We start from the raw sequence: 22778 nt of genomic DNA, 5'->3' as shown, positions 1-22778 counted from the left end.
ACACATAGCACGTTGCCCTGCGGAACTCGTTTCGGCGCGGTGGCCTGAAATCGGTTTTGTCGGTCGACTTCACTAAGTAGCAAATTTGCGGACGCTAAAGCCTTAATGGTGTCGAAAATGAAGTTGCCGGAATGAGCGTCGCCAGAAGTGCTAAGTGAGCTTAGTGAGAATTATTGAATAGAATAAAAAACAAACTACATCTGGATGAACCGATGTGGTTTGTTTTGGTAGTTATGTTGGTAGTTACTACGCTGCAGTGCTGTCCTCAAGCCGAAACGTGTTCCGAAAAACTGAAAGCTGCACGTAAGGGGCAACCAACACAAAGTCGAAAGCCCACGACTTTCTGTCGGTTGCCCCTTACGCTCCGCTTTCAACCCGTTTTTCTCCACACTCTGTCCTAATGCGTATACAACCAAACCCGTAACGTCAACAAATAATTCTCAACAACGGGTAAATCGTGATCCTTTGGTAAATCACTTTCGATCCGTTCGACGGTTTTTTGTGACCAATGGTGGGTTTTGGTTTCGGCAGCGATTAAGGCAAGTTGTTCCGGTGTGAACAGGGTAGCCAATGCGGGGCGCTTTACAACGCCGTATTGGTAGCGCATGGCTAACGTCCACAGGTATAGGTAGAGGGCCTGCATGCCGCTTTCGTTGATTGAGTCGATCAAACTTAAATTATCGAGTTGTTCCGTAAGTTGTTGTTCGATACGCGTATCTTTTACTGGGAAACTTGTCGTTAATTTTCCCGGTTTGGTTTGCGTACTGAGTAGTTCGATAGTTGCTCTAAATATATTGTTTTCCCGACCGTAAACCGCAACTGTTTGGTCTTCAGCGGGTTCTACAACGAGGTCGAATTGTGACAGATAACTTGATATCCAGTTAATATCATGACGCAGGGTCTCAGAATCAGTCGCTAGAGTGGCAATCAACTCATCCATGGCAAGGTGCTGTGGTGCATGGATGAGGAGCCAAAGCGTTAATTGAACCTGACGGGCAACGGTTTTTGGGTCATTATCTTTAATCATGTCTATCCCTCCCATGGGGTTGAATGAGCTGTGATTCAGTTCACGCTCCACCCTAATTTTCGCAGGTTATGAAAGCGTTGTCAATATAGAACACTTAGCTCGAAATGTCATACTATATCTGAATTTAGTCGTTATTTGACGTGATAAATTCTAGCGCTGAGGTTTCAATTAGTCCTATTGACGGGTCGACAACAGTGTTACAAAAATGTAATCGGAATGAGTGGGTATTTGTGATGCTTACAAGGTATAATAACCCTTAACATAACACGAGGGGATGTTTTTTGATGCATCATCTGAAACGCTGGCAATTCGCACTCATGGCAGGCCTGTTGGGGCTGACGCTTGCGGGGTGTGGGACTTCCGCTACCAAAGAAATGAACAACCAAAAAACGGTTAATTTTGCGCAAGACGCGCAATCCAAGACACCACGAATCTGGTATGAAACGACCGGATCAAACGTGACGAGTGATAGTAAAGTTGCCTACATTATCGTGACCCAAAACGGTAAGGGAACCGTTTATCGGACGAGCAATTATACGTTGCCAAACTTCTACCACAAAAGTGATAGTCAGATTATCGCGCTTGCGAAACGCTTGGATAAGCGGTCCTACACCTTGAAACGGGATGCAGCCTATGCAGCAAATACGTCAACTTATGATGAACTCGCCCAGACGCTACATCCAACGACGACGCGGGTTCCGGATCCAGCGGTGGGGGACGACTCTTCGTCAGCGGATTCGTCGAGTGAGTCCGTTACAACGAAACCCCTCACAACTACGGAAAAAAAGGCCACCAAGTTTGTGATGAGTGCGTTAAAAGATCGCCGACTCAAAATTGAATCAGCCCAGTACCAGAAACCGACGCCACAACCCCTAAAAATCACGGTAACGAAGAAACAGGGCCAAGTGGTGGGGGAACAGATGGTTTATCGGCACCACGATTACGATAGCTATTTTGCACAGTTGGCGGATAGTTCAACTTGGGCAAAGCAGTATTTGAAATCGGGTCAACTCGCCACCATTAAACCGATGTCAGATTATTTTGTGACAACGGAAGGCTCGCCGGTGGTTTACAAACACCTGACGAAAAAACCACTTTCAATCGTGGATCAGTACGTTGGCTACTTGGAGAAGAAGCAAACTGATGATGACGATGACGCTAAGGATGCGGGAGCACTGCTGACACGAACGAGTAATGATCAGTCGGTCATGGCGTTTGATCAGGCCAATACGACCGGTGTAACGGTTAAAAAATAACGAAAAAAGCGTTAGCTAACGCCCAATCTGGGAGTTGGCTAACGCTTTTATTGTGTGATCACCACTTTACCAGTAGCGTGACCGCTCGCAACGTAATCGAGTGCGGCTTGCGTTTGATCAAAAGTAAAGGTTTGGTCGATAGTTGGCAAAACGTGGTTGGTTGTCAGGAGATCGGTCAACTCAGCAAGTTGTGCCCCGCTGGATTTAACCAACATGAAACGGTAATCAATGTTACGTTGTTTTGCTTTTTTATCAAGACGGCCTGAGAGTAGTTTCAGCAGGAACCGCATCGGCGCTTTGAGTTGGTAGTAATCGCCTTGGTCCTTTAGGAAGGCGCGGTTAGGGAAACCGTTGACTGTGACGATGTGACCACCCGGTTTAACGTGGTCAAAGGTTGCCGTAAGTTCTTGACCACCGCGAAGGTCGAAGGCAGCGTCAAAGGCACCCAGTTGCGTTAAGAAATTAGGCTGGTGATAATCAATGACGGTCGTTGCGCCAAGCGCCTTTAAACGATCAACACTTTTAGGACTGGCAGTCGTCGTCACTTCAGCACCGAGTGCAGCGGCAATGGGAATTGCTAAACTGCCTAGCCCACCAGAGCCGGCTGGAATGTAGACGCTTTGACCGGGTTGAACGTTCAGATAATCGTGAAGCGCCTGATAAGCGGTTAGACCGACTAATGGTATTGCGGCCGCTTGAACGTCACTCAGTTCGGCTGGAGTTCGCGCAATATTAATGGCTTCAACAGTTACGTATTCAGCAAAACTACCAATGTGGTCATCGGGAAGTTTGCCAAATACTCGGTCGCCAACCTTGAAACGTTGAACGTCTGAACCAGTTTGAATGACTTTACCCGCAAAATCGTGGCCAAGCGTTAATGGAAATTGAGTCGCCATAATCGTGCGAAGGTCGCCGTGTTTGCGTTTCAGGTCAATTGGATTGACGCTGGCCGCGTTGATTTTGACGAGTACCTGATTGTTGGTTGGAACAGGGACTGGTAGTTCACTTAGTGTTAACGGTTGTTTACCGTATTTTGAAATGGTGTAAGCTTTCAATACTTTAGGGCCTCCTTGAGGGTAGCGAGTAGTTGGGTCATATCATCGAGTTTGTCTGCCATGGTGAGATAGTAGTAGTGTTTCGTGCCAACTTTTTCAAGGCGGACCATGCCAGCTTCACGTAGTAATTTAATGTGGTGCGACACGGTTGGTCGAGAAAGGTTAACGGCTTTCGTTAAGTCGCCAACCCGTTGACCGTTATGACAGCCAGCAGCGGTCATAGCGGCAATGATTGCCTGACGACTGGGATCACCAATCGCGGTCAGGGCAGGGCGACTACGGTTAAATGCTGCAAGTAATTGGTTCAAAATATCAACTCCGTTCATCAACTTGAACCGAGTATAGCCGATTTGGTAGGGAAAAGCTATATTGGGAAAGAAATTCGAGATGGATGTAAGAGAGTGTGGAACAAAGCGGTTAGAGACTGGAGCCTAAGCCACTCCGACCAGAAACCCCGGTTTTTGGGGTTTGTGGTCGGAGTGGCTTAGGTGCAAGTCTCTGCTTTGTGAAACACGTTTAGGCTAGGTGACAGCAATGAGCAGAGAGTGTGGAGAAAAACGGGTTGCCCATTACGTGCAGCTTTCAGTTTTTCGGAACACGTTTAGACTCAAGAACAGCAATGAACAAAGGCTGACCAGCTTCAAGGATCAAGGACACAACAGCCATTTACAAAAAAACAGACCATCCAATCAACCCCCAAAGGGTCAATCAGATGGTCTATTTATATTGCTAGTTAACTAGTTATCTTTAATCTAAGCTCTTTCCACACTAGGTACAGTCGCCAAAGCAGCTGCCGTATCCTGCGCAGTAAACAAGGTCACTTCATGACTCAAAGCCCGAGTCGTTAACTGTTTAGCCAAGTCAGATTCGTCTTCAGTTGCAAGCACGAAGGCAAGGTCGTCTGGCCAAGCTTGGTCAAGTTCGTAAACGGTGTGCGGGTAACCGGCGGAAGCCAAAGCGTCCATTAACTCGGTATTCTTAGCATCCGTTGGCGTCACCATGATTGGACCAGTGACATGGCTATCAAAGTGATAGCTATCGAAGAAGGCCCGGTGAAGTGCTTCTCCCAGAGTCTTACCATGACCGAGGTCTTCACCAGTTGACTTCATTTCAGGACTCAACGCGGTTGGGGCACCAGGTAACTTCGCAAATGAGAAGACGGGTGCTTTAACGTAAACGCTGTCTGGTTCTGGGAATAAACCGGGTTCAAGACCAATTTCAGCAAGTGACTTGCCGATGATCATTTGGGTCGCCAGTTGTGCTAAGTGCTTATGAGTGATTTTACTCATAAATGGCACCGTCCGAGAAGCCCGTGGGTTCACTTCGATGACGTAGACTTGGTCTGCCACGATGAATTGAATATTCATCATGCCGACACAGTGAACGGATTCACCGATTTGAGTGGCAATCTTTACGATTTCAGCTTTTTGAGCATCGGTTAAATGCTGTGGTGGGTACATGGCGATTGAATCACCTGAATGGACCCCAGCGCCTTCCAAATGCTCCATGATTCCTGGAATGAAGACTTGATCGCCGTCACTCAGGATATCAACTTCACATTCAGTCCCATGGATGTACTTATCAACCAAGATTGGTTGGCCGCCGCTATTCTTCAGAGCGGGGATGAGGTAATCGTTCAATTCATCTTGATTATGAACGATGGCCATCCCTTTACCACCAAGCACGAAACTTGGCCGAACGAGGACTGGGTAGCCTAAAGCGGTTGCGATGTGGTGCGCTTCTTCCATGTTCATTGCGGTATCACCCTTTGGATGGGCGATGCCTTTAGCAATCAACAGTTCTTCGAAATCGTGCCGGTTTTCGGTTTGTTCGATGCCGTCCATTGACGTCCCTAAGATGTGAACACCACGGTCGGTCAGTTCCTGGGTCAAGTTGATGGCCGTTTGACCACCGAATTGGACAATGACACCGATTGGTTGCTCCAGGTTGATGATGTTCATGACACTGTCGATCGTCAGTGGCTCGAAGTAGAGCTTATCTGAAATCGAGAAGTCGGTGGACACCGTTTCAGGGTTGTTGTTGATGATGATGGCGTTGTAACCAGCAGATTGAATGGCTTTAACTGAGTGAACAGTGGTGTAGTCAAATTCAACCCCTTGGCCGATCCGGATCGGACCAGCGCCGATAACAACGATGCTGTTACCAAGTGGCTTACTTTCGTTTTCAGTGCCCACCGTGCTGTAGAAGTAGGGGGTAAAGCTTTCAAATTCAGCCGCACAAGTATCAACCATCTTGTAGACGAGCTGTTGATCAGCCATCTCATGGAGTTGCTTGAGCTCGTGGTCGTTGACCGGGTTAACCGCCTTGATCATGGCATCATCAAAGCCGAGCTTTTGCGCTTGAAGCACAAGATCAGCGGTCAACATGCCAGTCACCAGTTGCTTTTGCATGTCCATGATGTTGAACAACTTGATGAGGAAGAATTCATCGATCTTGGTGGCATCGTGAAGTTGTTCAAGCGTTGCCCCCTTAGCGATGGCGGCAAATAATTCGAACAAGCGAATGTCAGTATCGACCGGAATCTTTGCCAGCAGTTCGTCTAAGGACTTGCCTTCAGCATCTTCTGGCAACAGGGTGTTTTGCATCTTGGCATCCAATTCAAGTGATTGAACAGCTTTGAGCAGTGATTCTTCAATGTTGCTCCCGATAGCCATGACTTCACCGGTGGCCTTCATTTGGGTCCCTAAAGTCCGATCAGCATTGTAGAATTTATCAAATGCGAAGCGGGGAATCTTAGCAACCACGTAGTCCAAAGCGGGTTCAAACATCGCGTAAGTCGTTTGGGTGATTGGGTTGATGATTTCATCAAGGTTCAAGCCTACCGCAATTTTAGCCGCAATTTTGGCGATTGGGTAACCAGTTGCTTTGGAAGCCAAAGCAGAAGACCGGCTGACCCGCGGATTAACTTCAATCACGTAGTAAGCTTCGCTATAAGGATCTTGGGCCAGTTGCACGTTGCAGCCGCCTTCGATCTTCAAGGCGTTCACGATGGTCAATGAAGCGTCCCGGAGCCGTTGATATTCTTTATCAGTCAACGTTTGGGTTGGGGCAAACACGATGGAATCACCGGTATGCACACCCACGGGATCAAAGTTTTCCATCCCAGTCACAATGATTGAACTCCCATTATGGTCACGCATGACTTCAAATTCAATTTCTTTGTAGCCGGCGATGCTCTTTTCAATCAAGCATTCCGTTTCAGGTGACATGGTCAAACCACGACTAAGCACCGTGGTCATTTCAGCATCGTTGTTCGCAAAGCCGCCACCAGTACCGCCCAAGGTGTAGGCTGGCCGAATGATAACGGGGTAGCCAATTTCATGGGCAAAGTCTAAACCGGCTTGTAAATCGTAAACCGTCAACGAAGGTGGAATGGGTTGATCCAGTTCATGCATCAACGCCTTAAATTCTTCCCGGTCTTCGGCTTGGTTAATGGTGTGTAAGTTGGTGCCCAGGAGTTCGATGTTGAGTTCCTTTAAGACACCGGTTTTAGCCAGTTTAACGGCCAAGTTTAAACCAGTTTGGCCACCCAAAGTTGGTAAGATGGCGTCTGGTTGTTCTTTTTTCAAAATTTCAGTGACACTCTCAACCGTCAAGGGTTCGAGATAGACCTTATCGGCGATTTCATCGTCGGTCATGATCGTGGCGGGGTTAGAGTTGATGAGGATGGTTTCGTAACCTTCCTCCTTCAAGCTTAAGCACGCTTGGCTACCAGCGTAGTCAAATTCAGCGGCTTGGCCGATCACGATTGGACCGGAACCAATGATGACGATTTTGTTAATATCTGTTCTTTTAGGCATTTTCTACTCCCCCGTTCGCGTGCATTAAATCGATAAATTGACTGAATAGCCGAGTGGCTTCGTGTGGGCCAGGTGCGGCTTCTGGATGGTACTGCACTGAAAAGACGGGTCGTCCCGGATAGCGCAGGCCTTCGCAGGTCTTATCATTGATTTCAAGCGCGGTCACTTCGAGTGGGGTATCTTCAACTGAGTCAACGTCAACGGCATAACCATGGTTTTGAGAAGTGATGACCACTTCGCCAGTTAACAGGTTCTTAACGGGATGGTTGATGCCACGGTGACCAAAGACCATTTTGTAGGTCCGGGCGCCGTTAGCCAAGGCTAATAGTTGGTGACCAAGGCAGATACCGAACAGTGGGTAGGTGTCTTGAAGTTGACGGATGACTGGTAAGGCGTCCGCAAAATCCTCAGGGTTGCCTGGACCGTTAGAGAGTAAGATCCCATCTGGGTGCAGGGCTGAAATAGATTCGAAACTGGCGTCTGGGGTCACAACGGTGACGTTGGCGCCAAAGTTCTTAAGAGATTCCACGATGTTGGTCTTAACGCCAAAGTCCATCAGGACAACGTGGTCAGGCTTTTCGGCCTGAGGGGTTGAGAAGGTTGCGGATTTGACAACCGATTCAACGGATTGAGTGGCGTTAAAGCTGCTAGCGGCCAATGGTTGATTGGTTAAGCTAGCTTTCATCGTCCCATGCTTCCGAATAATCTTCGTCAATTGACGCGTATCGATACCTGAAATCCCAGGAACGCCGGCTTTTTTCAAGAACTCATCGAGAGTCATGACACTTTGGTAATGAAAAACCGTTGATGCAAGTTCTTGCATAACAACGGCCGACGCGGCAACGGTCGGCGATTGATTTGCGTGAAGTGAAATGCCGTAGTTGCCGATAAGGGGATAGGTAAATGTAATAATCTGGTTGGTGTATGAGGGGTCAGTGAGGGTTTCTTGGTACCCGACCATGCTGGTTGTGAAGACAAGTTCACCTTTAATTTCTTTGCTTAAATCACCACAGGCAGTTCCAATGAACTGATCACCGTTCTCAAGTGTTAAATATTTTTTCATGTTTGAATAACCTCCTCAATTTCCGCCTCACGGGACGGTGTTAATTGCTTTTTGTATAAGATAAGAGAATTATGAGAATATGTCAAGCGTGTTTATGCATTAAAACTGTAAAAATCAGTTATTTATAAGTTTTTAACTAAATATATGCATTGTTATAAACTTAATTGATTAACTAATTCCAACATAACTTTAACTGTGAACAACGGGTGACAACGTTCTCAAACCTTGATACAATCGCATTTTTTACAAACAATGGAAAAATCAGTTATTTCAACCACGTTTTAATTTATGCAAAAACTGCATATGCAATAATTTTTTTGTGAATATTGCTAATTTAGCGCGGATTGAATTCCAGATTTGAATTGATTTTATAACAAAACTGCGAATAATACTAGCGGTGAATTGTAATTTAATTCGGCTTTAATTTAAAAAGGAAGTTGATTCCAACTTAAACAGTCGGTAGATAAGCAAAAAGGGCAACGATACCAACGTCATTTTTTTCCGAATTTGATACTTGATGAGAACAACTAAATATTTGCGACAATGGCGATAAAATGGGCGTTAAGTGACAGTTATTTGGAACTGAATTTAAGTTAAAAAAGGCAGAATGTCTGTCGATTCTGCAAAGTTAATGAACATTTCGTTAAGTCAGCCATATATTTTTAACAAATCTCGAAAAAAGTGCTACCATAAGAACTGTTAGGAAGCCCTAACAGTTTTGAAATAGTAAGGGAGCGCGATTTAAATGGCTAACAAGTTAAGTAAGGAACAACGTAAGGCATTGATCGAAAAAGCGGAAGAAGAGCGCGCAAAGCACCCAAAGCCAAAGAGCACCAAGTCTGGCTTCGCAACTATTGACGAAGATGCTGAAAAGCTTGAAAACGAAAAGTAACGTGAGTCGTTTCAAGATATAACTAAAAAATCCGGTGGTTACCTGATAGGTAATCACCGGATTTTTGTGTGATTTTAGTTGCGTTGTGACAAAAAAAGTCCGCCGATTTCGAAAAATGGCGAACTCGTTTTGAGTTGAAGCAACGCTGATTTTAGGGTTATGCGCTTTGCACTTCCACCAGCCAGTTATCCTTCATTGCTCGATTTCCCAGTTGATCCGTCTGTTGTAACAGGTCATTATTACGCGCAATGATCGTGCCACTGATGGGTGACTTTAAAGTTTCAACGGCTTTGGCACCCTCTAACTCAAGCAGGTCGTCGCCAGTTTCGAGTTGGTTATCTGGTGAGGAGAAGTCCATAAATGAAATATCGCCTAAGTCTTGGTAGGCGTCCGCAGTGATCCCCATCCGAATAACGCCAGGTTTAACCTGTTGGTACCAAACGCCATCTTTTTCAGTTGGTTTAAATTCCGGTTGGCCACCAAAAAGTCGTTTAATGCTTTGAACCAATTTTGTCCAGAATGATGGTTGTGTTGCCATAATGATCGTCTCCCTCTAAATGTTCTATTACCATCAGTATACCGAGATTTCACAAATTATGAAAGCGGTTGACATTAATCATGGCATAATCACGCGAAAAACTTTAGAATAGAGCTAGATACCTGAAAATACAGGAGGAATCCGCGCATGTTTTTAATCGATACTAGCCGAAATGGCCAACCAGTTTACGATCCGATTGTGAACCAATCGTTAGATAATTACTTGATCAATGACTTAAAACTCCCCGGACACGGGTTAATCATGTACATCAACGCGCCATCAGTGATCGTTGGCGTTAACCAAAATGTATTTGCCGAGGTGAATGTGCCATACCTTCGGGAGAACAAAATTGAACTGGTTCGCCGATCATCCGGTGGTGGAGCAGTTTACCATGATATGGGCAATCTGATTTTTGAAAACATCGTTGTTGGGGATCCCGATGACGGTTCTAAGTGGGGCGATTACAGCAGTTTTGCTATGCCTGTCTTGAATGCGTTGCATGAACTAGGCGCAACAGATGCTGAATTACGGGGACGCAGCGACCTTGTTGTCAATAACCATAAATTTACTGGCATGACAATGGTGAAAGCGGGCGATGCCTACGCCGCCGGGGGGACGTTGATGTTTGATATGGACATTGCGGCTGCCAGCGAAGCCCTGCATCCGGTTGAAGATCGCATCAATGGTAAGTGGGTCAAATCAAACCGCAGTGATATCGAAAACATCAAATCGCATTTGGCACCTGAATATCAACAACTCGATAGCGAAGGCTTCAAGGAGCAGTTATTGTTGAAGTTGTTCCACGTCGACCAACTAAGCGATATCGAAACCTATCACCTAACGGATGACGACTGGAAAGTCATCGATGCCCGGTTAGCTGAGAAATACCGGACGGCGGACTGGAATTACGGCGAAAATCCGGGCTTCAACCGCTACCGTTTCAAGCAGTTTGCGGCTGGTAACTTGACCCTTAACTTGATGGTCACAGACCAAACGATTACGAAGGTTGCTGTTTACGGCGACTTGTTAGATGCAAAATTGGCGCATAAACTTGAAGCCCAACTAATTGATGCCCCGTTGACAAGCGCTGATTTAACGGCTAAGCTCAATAAACGGTGGTTACGTAAGTTGTTGAGCGACGATGAGTTAAGCGACTTAGTAGCCGAAATTTTAATTGATAAACAGTAGGTGACATTGTGGCAAAAGCAAAGTATCCCGTTAGTGAGTACGTGGGCGTTCCGGTTGAACAGGATCAGAGTGGCCAGTACGTCATTAAGGATCAAACCGACTTTCAGTTACATTCGTGGCGAACTGGCCGGCATACCAAGGGCAAGTTCAAACAGTTAGGGCAGGTTTTCCTGACCGAAAACGGCTTGAGCGTTGCCGTAGTTGCAACCCATCCCGTGGCATACAAGGATCGTCATGGCATCACGCCGATGCAACGATTTACGAGTGAAACTGTGGCGGATGCGGTGCTGAAACTGGCACAGAGTAAGTTGGTATAGTTTAGTTGATGAAAGCGTTAGTGATTATTGTAATCGCTGACGCTTTTTTTGCTGTCGTTTGTGTCCAGTGATAGTGTGCGGAGCGAGACGGGTTGAGAGCGGTGTGTAGGGGCACTTCGGTGAAAGCGCCCGGGCCTGGCGGTTTTATCGAAGTGCCCCTACATGCAGCTCTCAGTCTCGCGCAGCACCATTCGGCGTGGTGGCCAGAAAGCGCGTGGTTGACAGGCTTCTACAGCTTCAGGAACCCTAGAAATGACAGTTTAAGTGGCGCCGAATTTTGTAGCCTGAGAGCGCCGGTTTTCATGCGGCTTTGGCGAGCGAAGCGATGACAAACAGCCAACACCCAAATCACACTCAACACTTACGCTGGACACAAACGACAGCAAAAAAAGCACGTTACCGACAATTAATTCGGTAACGTGCTTTTGCATATCTATTCAAAATTACTTCTTAACCGCAATGCTAGAAACCTTTGGTAATGAGTCCACAAACTTCAAGTAAGCCGCTTCTTCAGTGGTTTCGGTAACGTCAGTCGTTGCGTCGGTGACGTTAGCAGCGTGGAGTTCGGCTTCGTCAACGTCGATGAAGTGCGTTTCAGTAGCGTTGCCGATCAAGTCGATCCAGTAACGATCTTCGGTTTGGTGAACACGAGTCTTGACCATCCCACCTGGGTTGTAAACGGTAATTAGTTGGTCAAAGTCGGCGAGGTTGGCGTGCGTCATAGCGAAAGCTAAACTTGTCGCTGACATGCCGGTACCACAAGCATTTGTGAAACCAACGCCCCGTTCAAAGGTCCGGACGAAGAGTTGGTTCTTGCCTAGAATTTGGGCGAAGCTAACGTTAACACCGTCCGGGAAGTACTCGTTTGGCTGGTTTAACTTAGTGCCCAAGTTGCCTAAATCATCGTTGTTGATGCCATCTTCGGTCACAAAGCTGATCAAGTGCGGGTTAGGAACGGCAATCGCGGTGAAGTTCAAACCGCTAACGAAAGCGGGCACCGGTGTGTCGATTAAAGCGCCATCGCCGAGGTTTTGGAACGGAAAGGCTTCGGGATTGAAGCGAACGGGTGAGATTTCAACACTAAAAGCGGGAACCTGTGCAGCCAAGTCGCTTTGGCGGCTAACTTGAAGGTCAGCGGTCAACGTCTGAACCTTGAACTGGTTCGTGTGGTATTTCTCTGACAAATACCGGGAAACTGTCCGCAGGCCGTTGCCACACATTGAGGCTTCACTGCCGTCGGCGTTGATGACCCGCATTTGGCCTAAAACGTTGTCGTGTTCGGAATCATCGACAACTAAGATACCATCGGCGCCGTCTAAGATCCCGGTTGCGGGGTTAGTGAGTTGTTGGGCCAAAGCGACCAGTTCGGGGTCGGTCAGCTTTTGAGTCAACGTGGTTTGGTCGAGTAAGAAAAAGTGGTTTTCGGAACCATGAACCTTGCGTAATTGCACCATTGTGAGCGCTCCTTATCGGGTAATTAATAATGTTGCTTATTCTAGCAGGTTAACCTGCCATTGTCGTGTGTTTAGCTTATTATTTGTTGAAAAATTCGTTATAAATGCCTTTAACGGCTTCGTTCGCATCTGCTTGGCGAGTCCCCAGCATAATTGAAATCCGGGAAGCGCCTTGGTTGATCATGTGAACGCCAATCTCACGTTGAACCAGTGGGGCCACGATGTGTTCAATGGCACCGACCTTGTTGCGCATGCCTTCGCCAACCACCATGATGATGGCGTAATCATCGATCCATTCGAGGGTATCGGGATGAAGCGCGTCTTCGATGTCGGTACACATAGCGTGAATCGTATCATCGTTGAGTTGGGTTTTATCAAAGATGATCGTTAAATCATCGATCCCAGAAGGCATGTGTTCGTAGGAAACGCCGTATGCGTAGAGCACTTGGAGCAGTTTCAGCGTGAAGCCAACTTCCTTGTTCAACAGGTAGCGGTGCAGGTAAAGTGCTGCGAACCGGTTAGAACTGGCAACCCCGGTGATAGTTTGGGTGGGGTGGACCTGTGTTTCGGGAACGATTAACGTCCCGGGAAGTTCAGGCCGGTTGGTGTTTTTAACGTTGATTGGAATCTGACCTTCAATGGCGGGAATGATGGCTTCATCGTGAAAGACTGAGAAACCAGCGTAGGAAAGTTCCCGCATCTCCCGGTACGTCATCTTTGGAATGGCTAGTGGGTGGTCAACGATTTTAGGATTGGCGGCGTAAATGGCGTCAACATCGGTGAAGTTTTCGTAGAGGTCGGCTTTTAATCCACGAGCGACGATGGCGCCCGTAATGTCGGAGCCACCACGGGAGAAGGTGGCGATTTGACCGGCTTCAGTAAAGCCAAAGAAGCCGGGGAAGATGAGCTTTTCATCACCATAGGTAAACTTAGCGAAGTTATCGTAGGTTTCAGGAAGGACACTGGCGTTGTTGGGTTCATCACTGACCACGAGGCCGATTTCTTTTGGATCCACAAAGCGGGCGTTAATGCCAAGTTTGTTCAAAACAATGGCCATTAAACGGGCGTTCAAGCGTTCGCCATGGGCCTTGAAAGCCGCCATCAGGTAGTTATCATCAGGATAATCCTGAGTGGGCAGTTCGTTTAACGTCATCCAAATGGGGGCGAGGTCGTCTTCGGTTAAGTTGAAGAAGTCACCAATGGCTTCGTAACGGGCAAAAATTTGATCGAAGACGTCAGCCGTATCTGAATTTTTAATCGTTGCTTCTGCATATTTAATTAAAAGATCGGTGACTTTAATGTCATCATCGAACCGTTTGCCGGGAGCTGAAGTGATCATCACTTGACGATCTGCATCCGCGGTCATAATATCAATTACCTTTTGAAACTGAGGGCCATCAGCTAATGAGCTGCCCCCGAACTTAACGACTTTCACTATCGAGTCACTCCTTGTCCGTTAACGTGCCAGTCGAAACTATCACGAACGGTTAATAATTAAATTGAATTCTAACATTTTCCAAACGTTTCGCAACTTTTATTTGAGGATTGTGGGGCGGGTTTTGGTGGGGGTAAGTAGTAATAATGTTTTTTTGCGAGAGTGTGAAAAAGGCGGTTGGCAGGTGGGGTGTAAGGCGGGGTAAGTGAAGCTGCTGGGCTTGGTAGTTTTGTTTGACCCGGCTTACGTGCGACCCGCTGCTTTTCTTGCGCACGTTTCAGCATGGTAGTTGGAATGAGACTGTGTACTCAGTAAAGTAAACGCGCAAACCGGGGCAGAGGGTTGCATATAAGAGTGTTCCAGTTCGATTAGACTTTTCCTCACCAAACGGGTACTGGCGACGAGTATTGCTGTTATGTAATTTCGGCGCTACTGGGGCTTTTAATTTCCGCAGGTCAATTACTGGAGTGAAGTTTGCTGATTTTGGTTCGTTCTGGCTGCCACGCCGAAACGTGCGGAGCGAGGCAGAAGGTTGCATATAAGGGCGCCTAAGCAAAACTGCCAAAGCCCGGCAGTTTCACTTAGGCGCCCTTATACTCCACCTTCTAACCGCCTCGCTCCGCACTCTAAATTAAAATTACCCTTGACTATCTAAGAAAACCATTATAAACTCTTAAGTAAATCGAAGAGGTTGCGACCCACATGAGTCCATCAGCTGAGTTTCTGTAAGAACGTTGAAGCTGGTCAAAAGGGGCGGTCGCCGAAGCGCTTGCTGTTACAGCAGTAGGTTAGCTGGGACGTGGTCTAAGAAATCACGGACTGTCGCGGGGCATATCCCCGCGGGGCGCTATCGAAAATGATACTACCGAATAATGATGTGATCATAATATTTGGGGATCCTTTTGTTTAGCGTAAACAAAAGGATCCCTTTTTTGACGTCTTAGGCAGCATTTAGCGTGAAAAACAACAATTAGCGGAGGTCACAACATGAGTGAACAATTGACGAACCAACAGATTAACGAAGCAGGGCATTTAACCATTGGCGGTGTAGATGCAACGAAACTTGCTGCCCAGTACCAAACGCCACTGGCCGTATACGATGTCTCGAAGATTCGTGATCAGATTCGGCGATTCAAATCCGTTTTTGAAGATAACGGCGTTGATTACGCCGTCAGCTATGCCAGCAAGGCCTTTGCAACGATTGCGATGTACCAAGTGATCGACCAAGAAGACGCCCACATCGACGTGGTTTCCGGCGGCGAGTTATACACCGCCATTCAAGCCGGTTTTCCAATGGCCCACGTGAGTTTCCACGGTAACAACAAGTCCCAAGCAGAATTAGAGATGGCCGTCAGCAACCACGTTGGCGTGATCGTGTTGGATAACTTCCACGAAATCGAACTCTTAAACGCTGTTTTGGAAGCTCACGATACCAGCGCCGCCGTAATGATGCGCATCACCCCCGGGGTTTCAGCGCACACTCACGAATACATTTCAACCGGGCAAGAAGATAGTAAGTTTGGCTTTGATTTAAACTCTGGCCAAGCTGCTAAAGCCCTTCAACAAGTGTTAGCGAACCCTCGGATGAACATGCTTGGGATTCACGCCCACATCGGTTCCCAAATTTTTGAACTAAACGGGTTCCAAATGGCCGCGGATAAATTAGTAGAGATTGCGGCCGACTGGCACGCCCAATTCGGTTACCAACCAGAAGTCATCAACGTTGGTGGCGGCTTCGGGATTCAATATACGAAGGATGATCACCCACTGGCCCCCGAAGCATTCGTGGACGCCATCGTGAAGACCATCAAGCAAAGCGCCAGTGACCGTGGCTTAGACATGCCAGCTGTTTGGATCGAACCAGGTCGCTCGATTGCCGGTCCTGCCGGTTACAGCTTGTACACGGTGGGCTCCCGCAAAGACGTTCCTGGCCTACAAAGTTACCTCACCGTTGACGGTGGGATGGGCGACAACATTCGGCCAGCCTTGTATCAAGCCGAATATGAAGCCGTGCTAGCTAACGACCCAGCCGCAAAGCCAACCGAAACGGTGCATTTGGCTGGAAAATACTGTGAATCTGGCGACATCCTGATCGACAACGCCAAGTTACCAGCAACGAAGCCCGGCGACGTGGTGGCCATCTTAGACACCGGCGCTTACGGTTACTCAATGGCTTCTAACTACAATCGTAACCCCCGGCCAGCAGTGGTCTTCGTGGAAAACGGTGAATCAGCGTTAGTTGTTGAACGCGAATCATACGCCGACCTGACGCGGTTAGATCGACCTTACCAAGCAAAATAACGATAAAAAACTACCTATTATATTTAAACGAGAGAGACGAGGAGAACTAAATGGCTGAATTAGACGCACAAGCAATTATTGATTTTATTGGCAACGCCCCAAAGAAAACGCCGGTGAAGGTTTACATCAAGGGGGACCTTGCGAACCTGGACGTCCCTGAAAGCATCAAAGCCTTCATTGAAACGAAGACTGGCGTGCTGTTTGGTGACTGGGCGGATGTTAGTCCGTTCTTGGCAGCCCACAAGGCCGAAATCACCGAAACCGAAGTTGAAAACCAAACCCGTAACTCCGCTGTTCCATTATTAGATATGAAGGGCATCAACGCCCGGATCGAACCCGGTGCCTTGATTCGCGACCAAGTGTTGATTGGCGACAACGCCGTCATCATGATGGGTGCCGTGATCAACATTGGTGCTGAAATTGGTGCTGATACTATGATCGATATGGGTGCCATCTTAGGTGGTCGGGCCATTGTCGGAAAACACGCCCACATCGGTGCCGGGACCGTGTTAGCTGGGGTGGTTGAACCCGCTTCAGCCCAACCAGTTCGGGTTGACGATAACGTGTTGATCGGTGCGAACGCTGTTGTGATCGAAGGCGTTCACGTTGGCGAAGGGGCCGTTGTTGCGGCCGGCGCCATTGTGACCAAAGACGTTGCACCACACACGATGGTTGCCGGGGTACCTGCCCGGTTCGTTAAGAATGTTGATGATCAAACTGAGTCGAAGACCGGCTTGGAAGACGATTTAAGAAAGTTGTGATGACATGGCCGTACTAACAGAGAAAAACCTCATTCAGATTCGGCGTGATTTACACGCCATGCCAGAGTTGGCGCTCAACGAATTTCGGACGGCAGCCTACTTGGAAAAGGTGATTACTGGTTTCAACCAGCAGTATTTAACCATTAAACACGTGCCGGATCTGCCGACAGCCCTGTTAGTACGGGTTGCTGGTAGCGCACCACAGCGAACGCTGGGTTACCGGACAGATATCGATGCTTTACCGGTGAGCGAAAAGACCGGCCTACCGTTTGCTTCTAAAAACCCTGGTGTGATGCATGCTTGTGGTCACGATATTCACATGACGGTTGCCTTGGGCGTTTTAAGTTACTTCTCGGAGCACCAACCAACCGATAACCTGATTTTCTTCTTCCAACCAGCTGAGGAAAGTCAAAATGGCGGTAAGCTCGCCTACGAACTGGGCGTGTTTGAAGGAGAATGGCGGCCGGATGAATTTTACGGCTTACACGATAATCCCGATCTGCCTGCTGGTGCGATTGGTTGCCGACTGGGCACGCTGTTTGCCGGAACGACCGAAGTTAACATTGACCTTGAAGGCAAGGGTGGTCACGCTGCTTACCCGCAAGACGCCAACGACATGGTGGTGGCTGCAGCGCATCTGATTAGCCAAGTTCAAACGATTATTTCTCGGAGCATCGATCCAATCGAAGGTGGCGTCATCACCTTAGGCAAGCTTGAAGCCGGTACGATTCGGAACGTGATTGCCGGCCACGCCCACATTGAAGGCACGATTCGGGGTCTCACTCAGGTGATGATTGAAAAAATCGACCAACGTCTGCAAGAAGTCGGTGATGGCATCGCCAAGAGTTTCAACGCGGATGTTACAGTGACGCTAAACCAGGGCGGTTACCTGCCAGTGGAAAATGATCCTGAACTGACTCAACCCTTTATTGACTACATGGAAAACGCTTCAGACGTTAACTACATCGAAACGAAGCCAGCAATGACCGGCGAAGATTTCGGTTACCTACTCTCCAAGATTCCCGGGACCATGTTTTGGTTGGGGGTCGAAGATGACTCACAACTCCATTCAGCCACGTTGAACCCTAACGAAGCCGCAATCATGGCAGGTATCAACGCCATTACCGGCTTTATGACGGATCGCATGGCTCACTAATTAAAAAAATCTACGGCTCGTAACCGCCAACTAAAAAAGGAAGTAATTCAAATGACTACATTAGAAAACGTTGATTTAATGACCGCAATTATTACCCCATTTGATGACAATGACCAAATTAACTACGACGCCCTTGAACGCCTGACCAACCACTTATTGGAAACAGGGAGTCGCGGTTTCGTGATTGGCGGGACGACTGGTGAAACCCCCACGTTAAGCCATGATGAAAAGATTGAACTTTACACTCGCTTTGCGCAAATCATTAACGGTCGCGTACCAGTGATCGCTGGTACCGGGAGCAACAACACCCGCGAAACCGCTGAATTGACGCAAGAAGTGACCCACATTGACGGCATCGATTACGCCTTAGTGGTTGTGCCATACTACAACAAGCCTAACCAACGCGGCATGATCGCACACTTCAACGCCGTTGCAGCGGCTGCCGAAAAGCCACTGATCATGTACAACATTCCTGGTCGGACCGGGGTAACTATGAGCAATGACACGATCGTTACCTTATCTGAAAACCCAATGATCGCAGGTGTTAAGCAGTGTACCTCAATCGAAGATATTGAGTATTTGGTTGAAAATACCGCTGAAGGCTTCTACGTTTACAGTGGTGAAGATGCCCAAGCCTTATCTGCCCGTGTTGTTGGCGGTGCTGGCGTGATCTCAGTGGCCTCACACATTTACGGCACCCAGATTCGGGCGATGTACGATGCCTTGTACGCCGGTGACTTAGCTCAGGCTGGTCAGTTGAAGCGCCAATTGACCCCTAAGATGGCGGCTTGCTTCATGTTCCCATCTCCATCACCAATCAAGGCCGTTTTGAACGCCCAAGGTTTTGGCGTTGGCGACTGCCGCTTACCAATTGCCTCATTGAACGATGCTGAAAAGTCGCAATTAGCCGTAGCGTTGGACTTAGATGCTGATGCGTTGACCCACCAAGTTGCCGTAGAGTTGGAGGCTTAATTAGATGACGAAAGTATTAATTGCCGGCTTTACCGGTGCGATGGGCCAAAAGGCGGTTCGGTTAGTGCAACGAACGGCCGGTTACGAATTAGTTGCTGGGTTTGCGGCTGGCTTAACGTCAACGACACCTGCTGACTACGACCTGCCCGCTAACGTTCAGATTTTTGGCGCGTTAGCCGACATTCAAACGGATGCCGATATCTGGATCGACTTTACGTTACCAAGCGTGGTTTATCCCAACGTTAAGTTTGCAATCGAACACGGCATTCACCCCGTTGTGGGGACGACCGGTTTGACTGACGAACAAGTGACCGAATTACAGGCGCTAGCTGCTAAGCAACAACTTGGCGGGTTGATTGCGCCAAACTTCGGCATGTCCGCTGTATTGTTAATGAAGTTTGCCAAGGAAGCCGCTGCCTACTTTCCAGACGTTGAAATTATTGAAATGCATCACGACAACAAGGCGGATGCGCCTTCTGGAACGGCGTTGAGCACGGCTAAGTTGATCGATGAGGTTCGCCCAAAGCACAAGCAGGGCAACCCAGCCGAAACAGAATCACTCGCGGGTGTTCGTGGTGGCGACTACAACGGGATCCGGATCCACGCGGTTCGCTTACCAGGTTACGTGGCCCACGAACAAGTCCTCTTCGGTGGTCCGGGTGAAGCCTTGACGATTCGCCAAGATTCCTTTGATCGCGAATCCTTCATGACCGGCGTCAAAGTGGCGATGGATAACGTGCTTGATTTGAACGAATTAGTTGTGGGACTCGAAAACGTCCTCTAATTGTTTTATAATGTGAATATTAAACTTATTCGGTGAGGCCCATTGGGCTTCACCGAACTGCGTTGGTCGCCAGTGGCAGTCAAGCTGGCAGACGCAACGTGATTATTCGAAATGAAGCTAACGAAATCGTCAGCGGATTTTAATTAAGGAGTGACAACGGTGCCAAAATTAGCGAGTGAACTTTCCAGCCAAGTCAATGACCGTTTGAACCAGGTGGGACCTTCCGGAATCCGGGAGTTTGATCAAAAGATTTCTGCAATTCCCGGAATCGTCAAATTAACGTTAGGGGAACCGGACATGAACACCCCCGAACACGTTAAGGAAGCGGCGATTCAAAGCATTAAGGATAACGATTCCCACTACTCAGCGCAAAAGGGGACCATTGAACTACGGCGCGCCATCAGTCACTACTTGCAAGTGAGCCAAGGATTAGATTACGATCCTGAAACTGAAATCATTACAACGGTTGGGGCAACGGAAGCGGTTTGTGCAAGCTTCTTGGCCATGCTAAACCCTGGTGATAAGGTGATTATCCCAACACCAGCCTTCGCCCTGTATTTCCCACTCGTCACCATTGCCGGGGCTGAAGTGATTCAATTGGATACGTCAGCGGACGACTTTGTGTTGACGCCAGAACGATTGGAAGCCACCTTGGCGAAGGAGGGTCCCGCTGTTAAGGCGATCCTCTTAAACTACCCAGGCAACCCAACTGGTGTGGAATATAGCCAAGCTGATATTGAAGCGTTGGCCGAAGTCATCAAAGCCCACCACCTCTTCGTGATTGCGGATGAAATCTACAGCGAATTAGTCTACGGCGTGGAACACTTCTCCATCGCCAAGTTACTGCCAGAACGGACCGTGTTGATCAACGGATTATCCAAATCTCACGCAATGACTGGCTGGCGAATCGGCTACATCGCTGCACCCGCAGAATTTGCGGCCAGTGCTACCAAGATGCACGCCTTCATGGTGACCTCACCATCGAACCCAGCGCAAGCCGGTGCTCGTGAAGCCTTAGAAAACGGGTTACAAGACCCCGTTGAAATGCGCGCAATTTACCAAAAGCGGCGCGACTTCGTTGAACAAGCCATCAATGGTATGGGCCTTGAAATGCCAACGCCATCAGGAGCGTTTTACGCCTTCGTCAAGATTCCAGCCGCTTACGGCAAGGATGACGTGAAGTTTGCGAAGGACTTAGCTGAAAAAGCTAAGGTTGGTGGCGTTCCCGGCAGTGCCTTTGGTGCTGGTGGTGAAGGCTACATTCGGTTCTCTTACGCGGCTTCGGATGAGAATCTGAAAGTGGCGATGGCGCGGATGACGACCTTCGTTAAATCCTTATAAAAACGGGACAATTTTAATAAATTAACCTGTCTTTAATAAATTGTGGTCAATTCAATTGACATTGAAGCCATAATCATGTATTAAATGATATAACAACTCACCGGGCAGTTTGTCAGCTTTTGGCAGGCGACGACTCAGTGCTAAAAATGAACTGAAATCGAGGTACGTAAAATGAGTGATAAGTTAAGAGTTGGTGTGATTGGGGCAACGGGGATGGTCGGTCAACGATTCGTCACCTTACTCGACAATCACCCATGGTTTGAAGTCGTGTTAGTTGCAGCAAGTGCTCACAGCGCTGGCAAGACCTACGAAGCTGCCGTTGATGGTCGCTGGAAGATGGATGTGCCAGTACCCGAAGCCGTTAAGCAATTAGTATTGCAAGATGCCGCTAACGTTGACGACATTGCCAGCCAAGTCGATTTTGTCTTTTCTGCCATTAGCTTGGACAAGGCTGATACCCGGAAGTTGGAAGAAGCCTACGCCAAGGCTGAAACACCAGTTGTGTCAAACAACAGTGCTCACCGTTGGACCGCTGATGTGCCAATGGTGATTCCAGAAATCAATCCAGAACACACGGATGTGATCAAGTACCAACGCGAACGCTTAGGTACGAAGCGAGGCTTCATCGCCGTTAAGCCAAACTGTTCGATTCAAAGTTACACGCCAGCACTATCCGCTTGGCGCCAATTTGAACCTTACGAAGTCGTTGCAACGACTTACCAAGCCATTTCAGGTGCTGGTAAGACTTTCAAAGACTGGCCAGAAATGGTGGGCAACGTGATTCCGTTCATCAGCGGTGAAGAAGAAAAGTCTGAACGCGAACCATTGAAGATCTGGGGCCACGTTGACGATGAACAAAAGGCCATCGTCCCAACGGATAACCCAGTGATCACCACCCAATGTATCCGAGTACCAGTTTTGTACGGGCACACGGCTGCTGCTTTCGTGAAGTTCCACAAGAACCCAACGAAGCAAGAATTGATTGATGCCCTTGAAAGCTACTCTGGCGAACCACAACGTTTGGGCTTACCAAGCGCACCAAAGCAGTTTATTCAGTACATGACGGAAGACGACCGGCCACAAGTCACCCAAGACGTGAACTTCGAAAACGGCATGGGCGTTTCCATCGGTCGGTTGCGTGAAGACAAGGTCTACGACTGGAAGTTTGTCGGCCTTTCTCACAACACTGCCCGTGGCGCCGCTGGTGGTGCAGTCCTCTGTGCCGAACTGTTGAAGGCTCAGGGTTACATTACGGCAAAATAACTAAAGTTTAATTCTGAAGCACTGGCTTGATTGTGAGCTGGTGCTTTTTTGTGTTGCTGTCGTTTGTGTCCAGCGTAAGTGTGCGGAGCGAGACGGGTTGAGAGCAGTGTGCAAGGCGACATCGGTGAAGGCGCCCGGGCCTGGCGGGTTTACC

Annotated in this window: 19 protein-coding genes and 1 riboswitch; of the genes, 11 read left to right on the top strand and 8 right to left on the bottom strand. The window is 48.2% G+C overall.

Annotation, left to right across the window (positions count from 1 at the left end; all coding sequences use genetic code 11):
* Positions 1-397 precede the first annotated feature (397 nt).
* A complete protein-coding gene (locus ACYVR3_RS05600; protein WP_461243435.1) occupies positions 398-1027 on the bottom strand; it encodes a hypothetical protein in 630 nt (209 codons plus the stop codon).
* A 284-nt stretch (positions 1028-1311) separates the two neighbouring features.
* Here ACYVR3_RS05600 and ACYVR3_RS05595 point away from each other — a divergent pair, with 284 nt between their 5' ends.
* Positions 1312-2283 (top strand): hypothetical protein, encoded by a 972-nt coding sequence (locus tag ACYVR3_RS05595; RefSeq protein WP_461243434.1) that lies wholly within the window; start codon positions 1312-1314, stop codon positions 2281-2283.
* Positions 2284-2330: 47 nt separating this feature from the next.
* Here the strand turns inward: ACYVR3_RS05595 and ACYVR3_RS05590 are convergent, their stop codons facing one another.
* The 4 genes from ACYVR3_RS05590 to ACYVR3_RS05575 all read right to left on the bottom strand — a co-directional run bounded on the left by ACYVR3_RS05590 (position 2331) and on the right by ACYVR3_RS05575 (position 8222).
* Positions 2331-3338 carry an NADP-dependent oxidoreductase gene (locus tag ACYVR3_RS05590; RefSeq protein ID WP_461243433.1) on the bottom strand — a complete coding sequence of 336 codons (1008 nt, stop codon included), beginning with the start codon at positions 3336-3338 and terminating at the stop codon, positions 2331-2333.
* Complete coding sequence (locus ACYVR3_RS05585) at positions 3335-3646, bottom strand: ArsR/SmtB family transcription factor (protein ID WP_461243432.1); 312 nt, start codon at positions 3644-3646, stop codon at positions 3335-3337. The genes ACYVR3_RS05590 and ACYVR3_RS05585 overlap by 4 nt, the downstream gene beginning before the upstream one ends.
* A gap of 444 nt (positions 3647-4090) precedes the next feature.
* Positions 4091-7159 carry a carbamoyl-phosphate synthase large subunit gene (gene carB / locus ACYVR3_RS05580; RefSeq protein WP_461243431.1) on the bottom strand — a complete coding sequence of 1023 codons (3069 nt, stop codon included), beginning with the start codon at positions 7157-7159 and terminating at the stop codon, positions 4091-4093.
* Positions 7152-8222 (bottom strand): carbamoyl phosphate synthase small subunit, encoded by a 1071-nt coding sequence (locus ACYVR3_RS05575; protein ID WP_461243430.1) that lies wholly within the window; start codon positions 8220-8222, stop codon positions 7152-7154. Before ACYVR3_RS05575 ends, carB begins: the two co-directional genes overlap by 8 nt.
* A gap of 745 nt (positions 8223-8967) precedes the next feature.
* On the opposite strand from ACYVR3_RS05575, the gene ACYVR3_RS05570 reads away from it, so the two are divergent.
* A complete protein-coding gene (locus ACYVR3_RS05570; RefSeq protein WP_162838529.1) occupies positions 8968-9114 on the top strand; it encodes a hypothetical protein in 147 nt (48 codons plus the stop codon).
* A gap of 157 nt (positions 9115-9271) precedes the next feature.
* Here the strand turns inward: ACYVR3_RS05570 and ACYVR3_RS05565 are convergent, their stop codons facing one another.
* Positions 9272-9652 (bottom strand): glycine cleavage system H family protein, encoded by a 381-nt coding sequence (locus ACYVR3_RS05565; RefSeq protein WP_461243429.1) that lies wholly within the window; start codon positions 9650-9652, stop codon positions 9272-9274.
* A 147-nt stretch (positions 9653-9799) separates the two neighbouring features.
* On the opposite strand from ACYVR3_RS05565, the gene ACYVR3_RS05560 reads away from it, so the two are divergent.
* Complete coding sequence (locus ACYVR3_RS05560) at positions 9800-10840, top strand: lipoate--protein ligase (RefSeq protein WP_461243428.1); 1041 nt, start codon at positions 9800-9802, stop codon at positions 10838-10840.
* A gap of 8 nt (positions 10841-10848) precedes the next feature.
* Positions 10849-11157: a DUF7671 family protein gene (locus ACYVR3_RS05555; protein ID WP_461243427.1), complete on the top strand. Its 309-nt coding sequence runs from the start codon at positions 10849-10851 to the stop codon at positions 11155-11157.
* 443 nt (positions 11158-11600) lie between these two features.
* On the opposite strand, the gene dapF is transcribed toward ACYVR3_RS05555, so the two are convergent.
* Positions 11601-12611, bottom strand: coding sequence for a diaminopimelate epimerase (dapF, locus tag ACYVR3_RS05550; RefSeq protein WP_461243426.1), 1011 nt, complete (start codon positions 12609-12611; stop codon positions 11601-11603).
* 79 nt (positions 12612-12690) lie between these two features.
* The gene (locus ACYVR3_RS05545) at positions 12691-14046 is read right to left on the bottom strand and encodes an aspartate kinase (protein WP_461243425.1); all 1356 of its coding nucleotides are present in this window, start codon (positions 14044-14046) and stop codon (positions 12691-12693) included.
* Between the two features lie 678 nt (positions 14047-14724).
* Positions 14725-14904, top strand: a riboswitch (Lysine riboswitch).
* 129 nt (positions 14905-15033) lie between these two features.
* Here ACYVR3_RS05545 and lysA point away from each other — a divergent pair.
* The 7 genes from lysA to asd all read left to right on the top strand — a co-directional run bounded on the left by lysA (position 15034) and on the right by asd (position 22624).
* Entirely contained in the window at positions 15034-16347 is a 1314-nt protein-coding gene (gene lysA, locus ACYVR3_RS05540) for a diaminopimelate decarboxylase (RefSeq protein ID WP_461243424.1), read from the top strand.
* Positions 16348-16397: 50 nt separating this feature from the next.
* Positions 16398-17108, top strand: coding sequence for a 2,3,4,5-tetrahydropyridine-2,6-dicarboxylate N-acetyltransferase (gene dapD / locus ACYVR3_RS05535; protein ID WP_054736302.1), 711 nt, complete (start codon positions 16398-16400; stop codon positions 17106-17108).
* Positions 17109-17112: 4 nt separating this feature from the next.
* Complete coding sequence (locus tag ACYVR3_RS05530; protein ID WP_461243423.1) at positions 17113-18264, top strand: N-acetyldiaminopimelate deacetylase; 1152 nt, start codon at positions 17113-17115, stop codon at positions 18262-18264.
* 51 nt (positions 18265-18315) lie between these two features.
* Positions 18316-19236 carry a 4-hydroxy-tetrahydrodipicolinate synthase gene (gene dapA / locus ACYVR3_RS05525; protein WP_461243422.1) on the top strand — a complete coding sequence of 307 codons (921 nt, stop codon included), beginning with the start codon at positions 18316-18318 and terminating at the stop codon, positions 19234-19236.
* 4 nt (positions 19237-19240) lie between these two features.
* Positions 19241-20020 carry a 4-hydroxy-tetrahydrodipicolinate reductase gene (gene dapB, locus ACYVR3_RS05520; protein ID WP_461243421.1) on the top strand — a complete coding sequence of 260 codons (780 nt, stop codon included), beginning with the start codon at positions 19241-19243 and terminating at the stop codon, positions 20018-20020.
* Positions 20021-20179: 159 nt separating this feature from the next.
* Positions 20180-21361 (top strand): aminotransferase class I/II-fold pyridoxal phosphate-dependent enzyme, encoded by a 1182-nt coding sequence (locus ACYVR3_RS05515; RefSeq protein WP_461243420.1) that lies wholly within the window; start codon positions 20180-20182, stop codon positions 21359-21361.
* A gap of 171 nt (positions 21362-21532) precedes the next feature.
* The gene (asd, locus tag ACYVR3_RS05510) at positions 21533-22624 is read left to right on the top strand and encodes an aspartate-semialdehyde dehydrogenase (RefSeq protein WP_461243419.1); all 1092 of its coding nucleotides are present in this window, start codon (positions 21533-21535) and stop codon (positions 22622-22624) included.
* The last annotated feature ends 154 nt before the right edge of the window (positions 22625-22778 follow it).

The organism is Secundilactobacillus muriivasis, from assembly GCF_054785195.1.
This window is presented reverse-complemented; position numbering and strand designations above follow the sequence as displayed.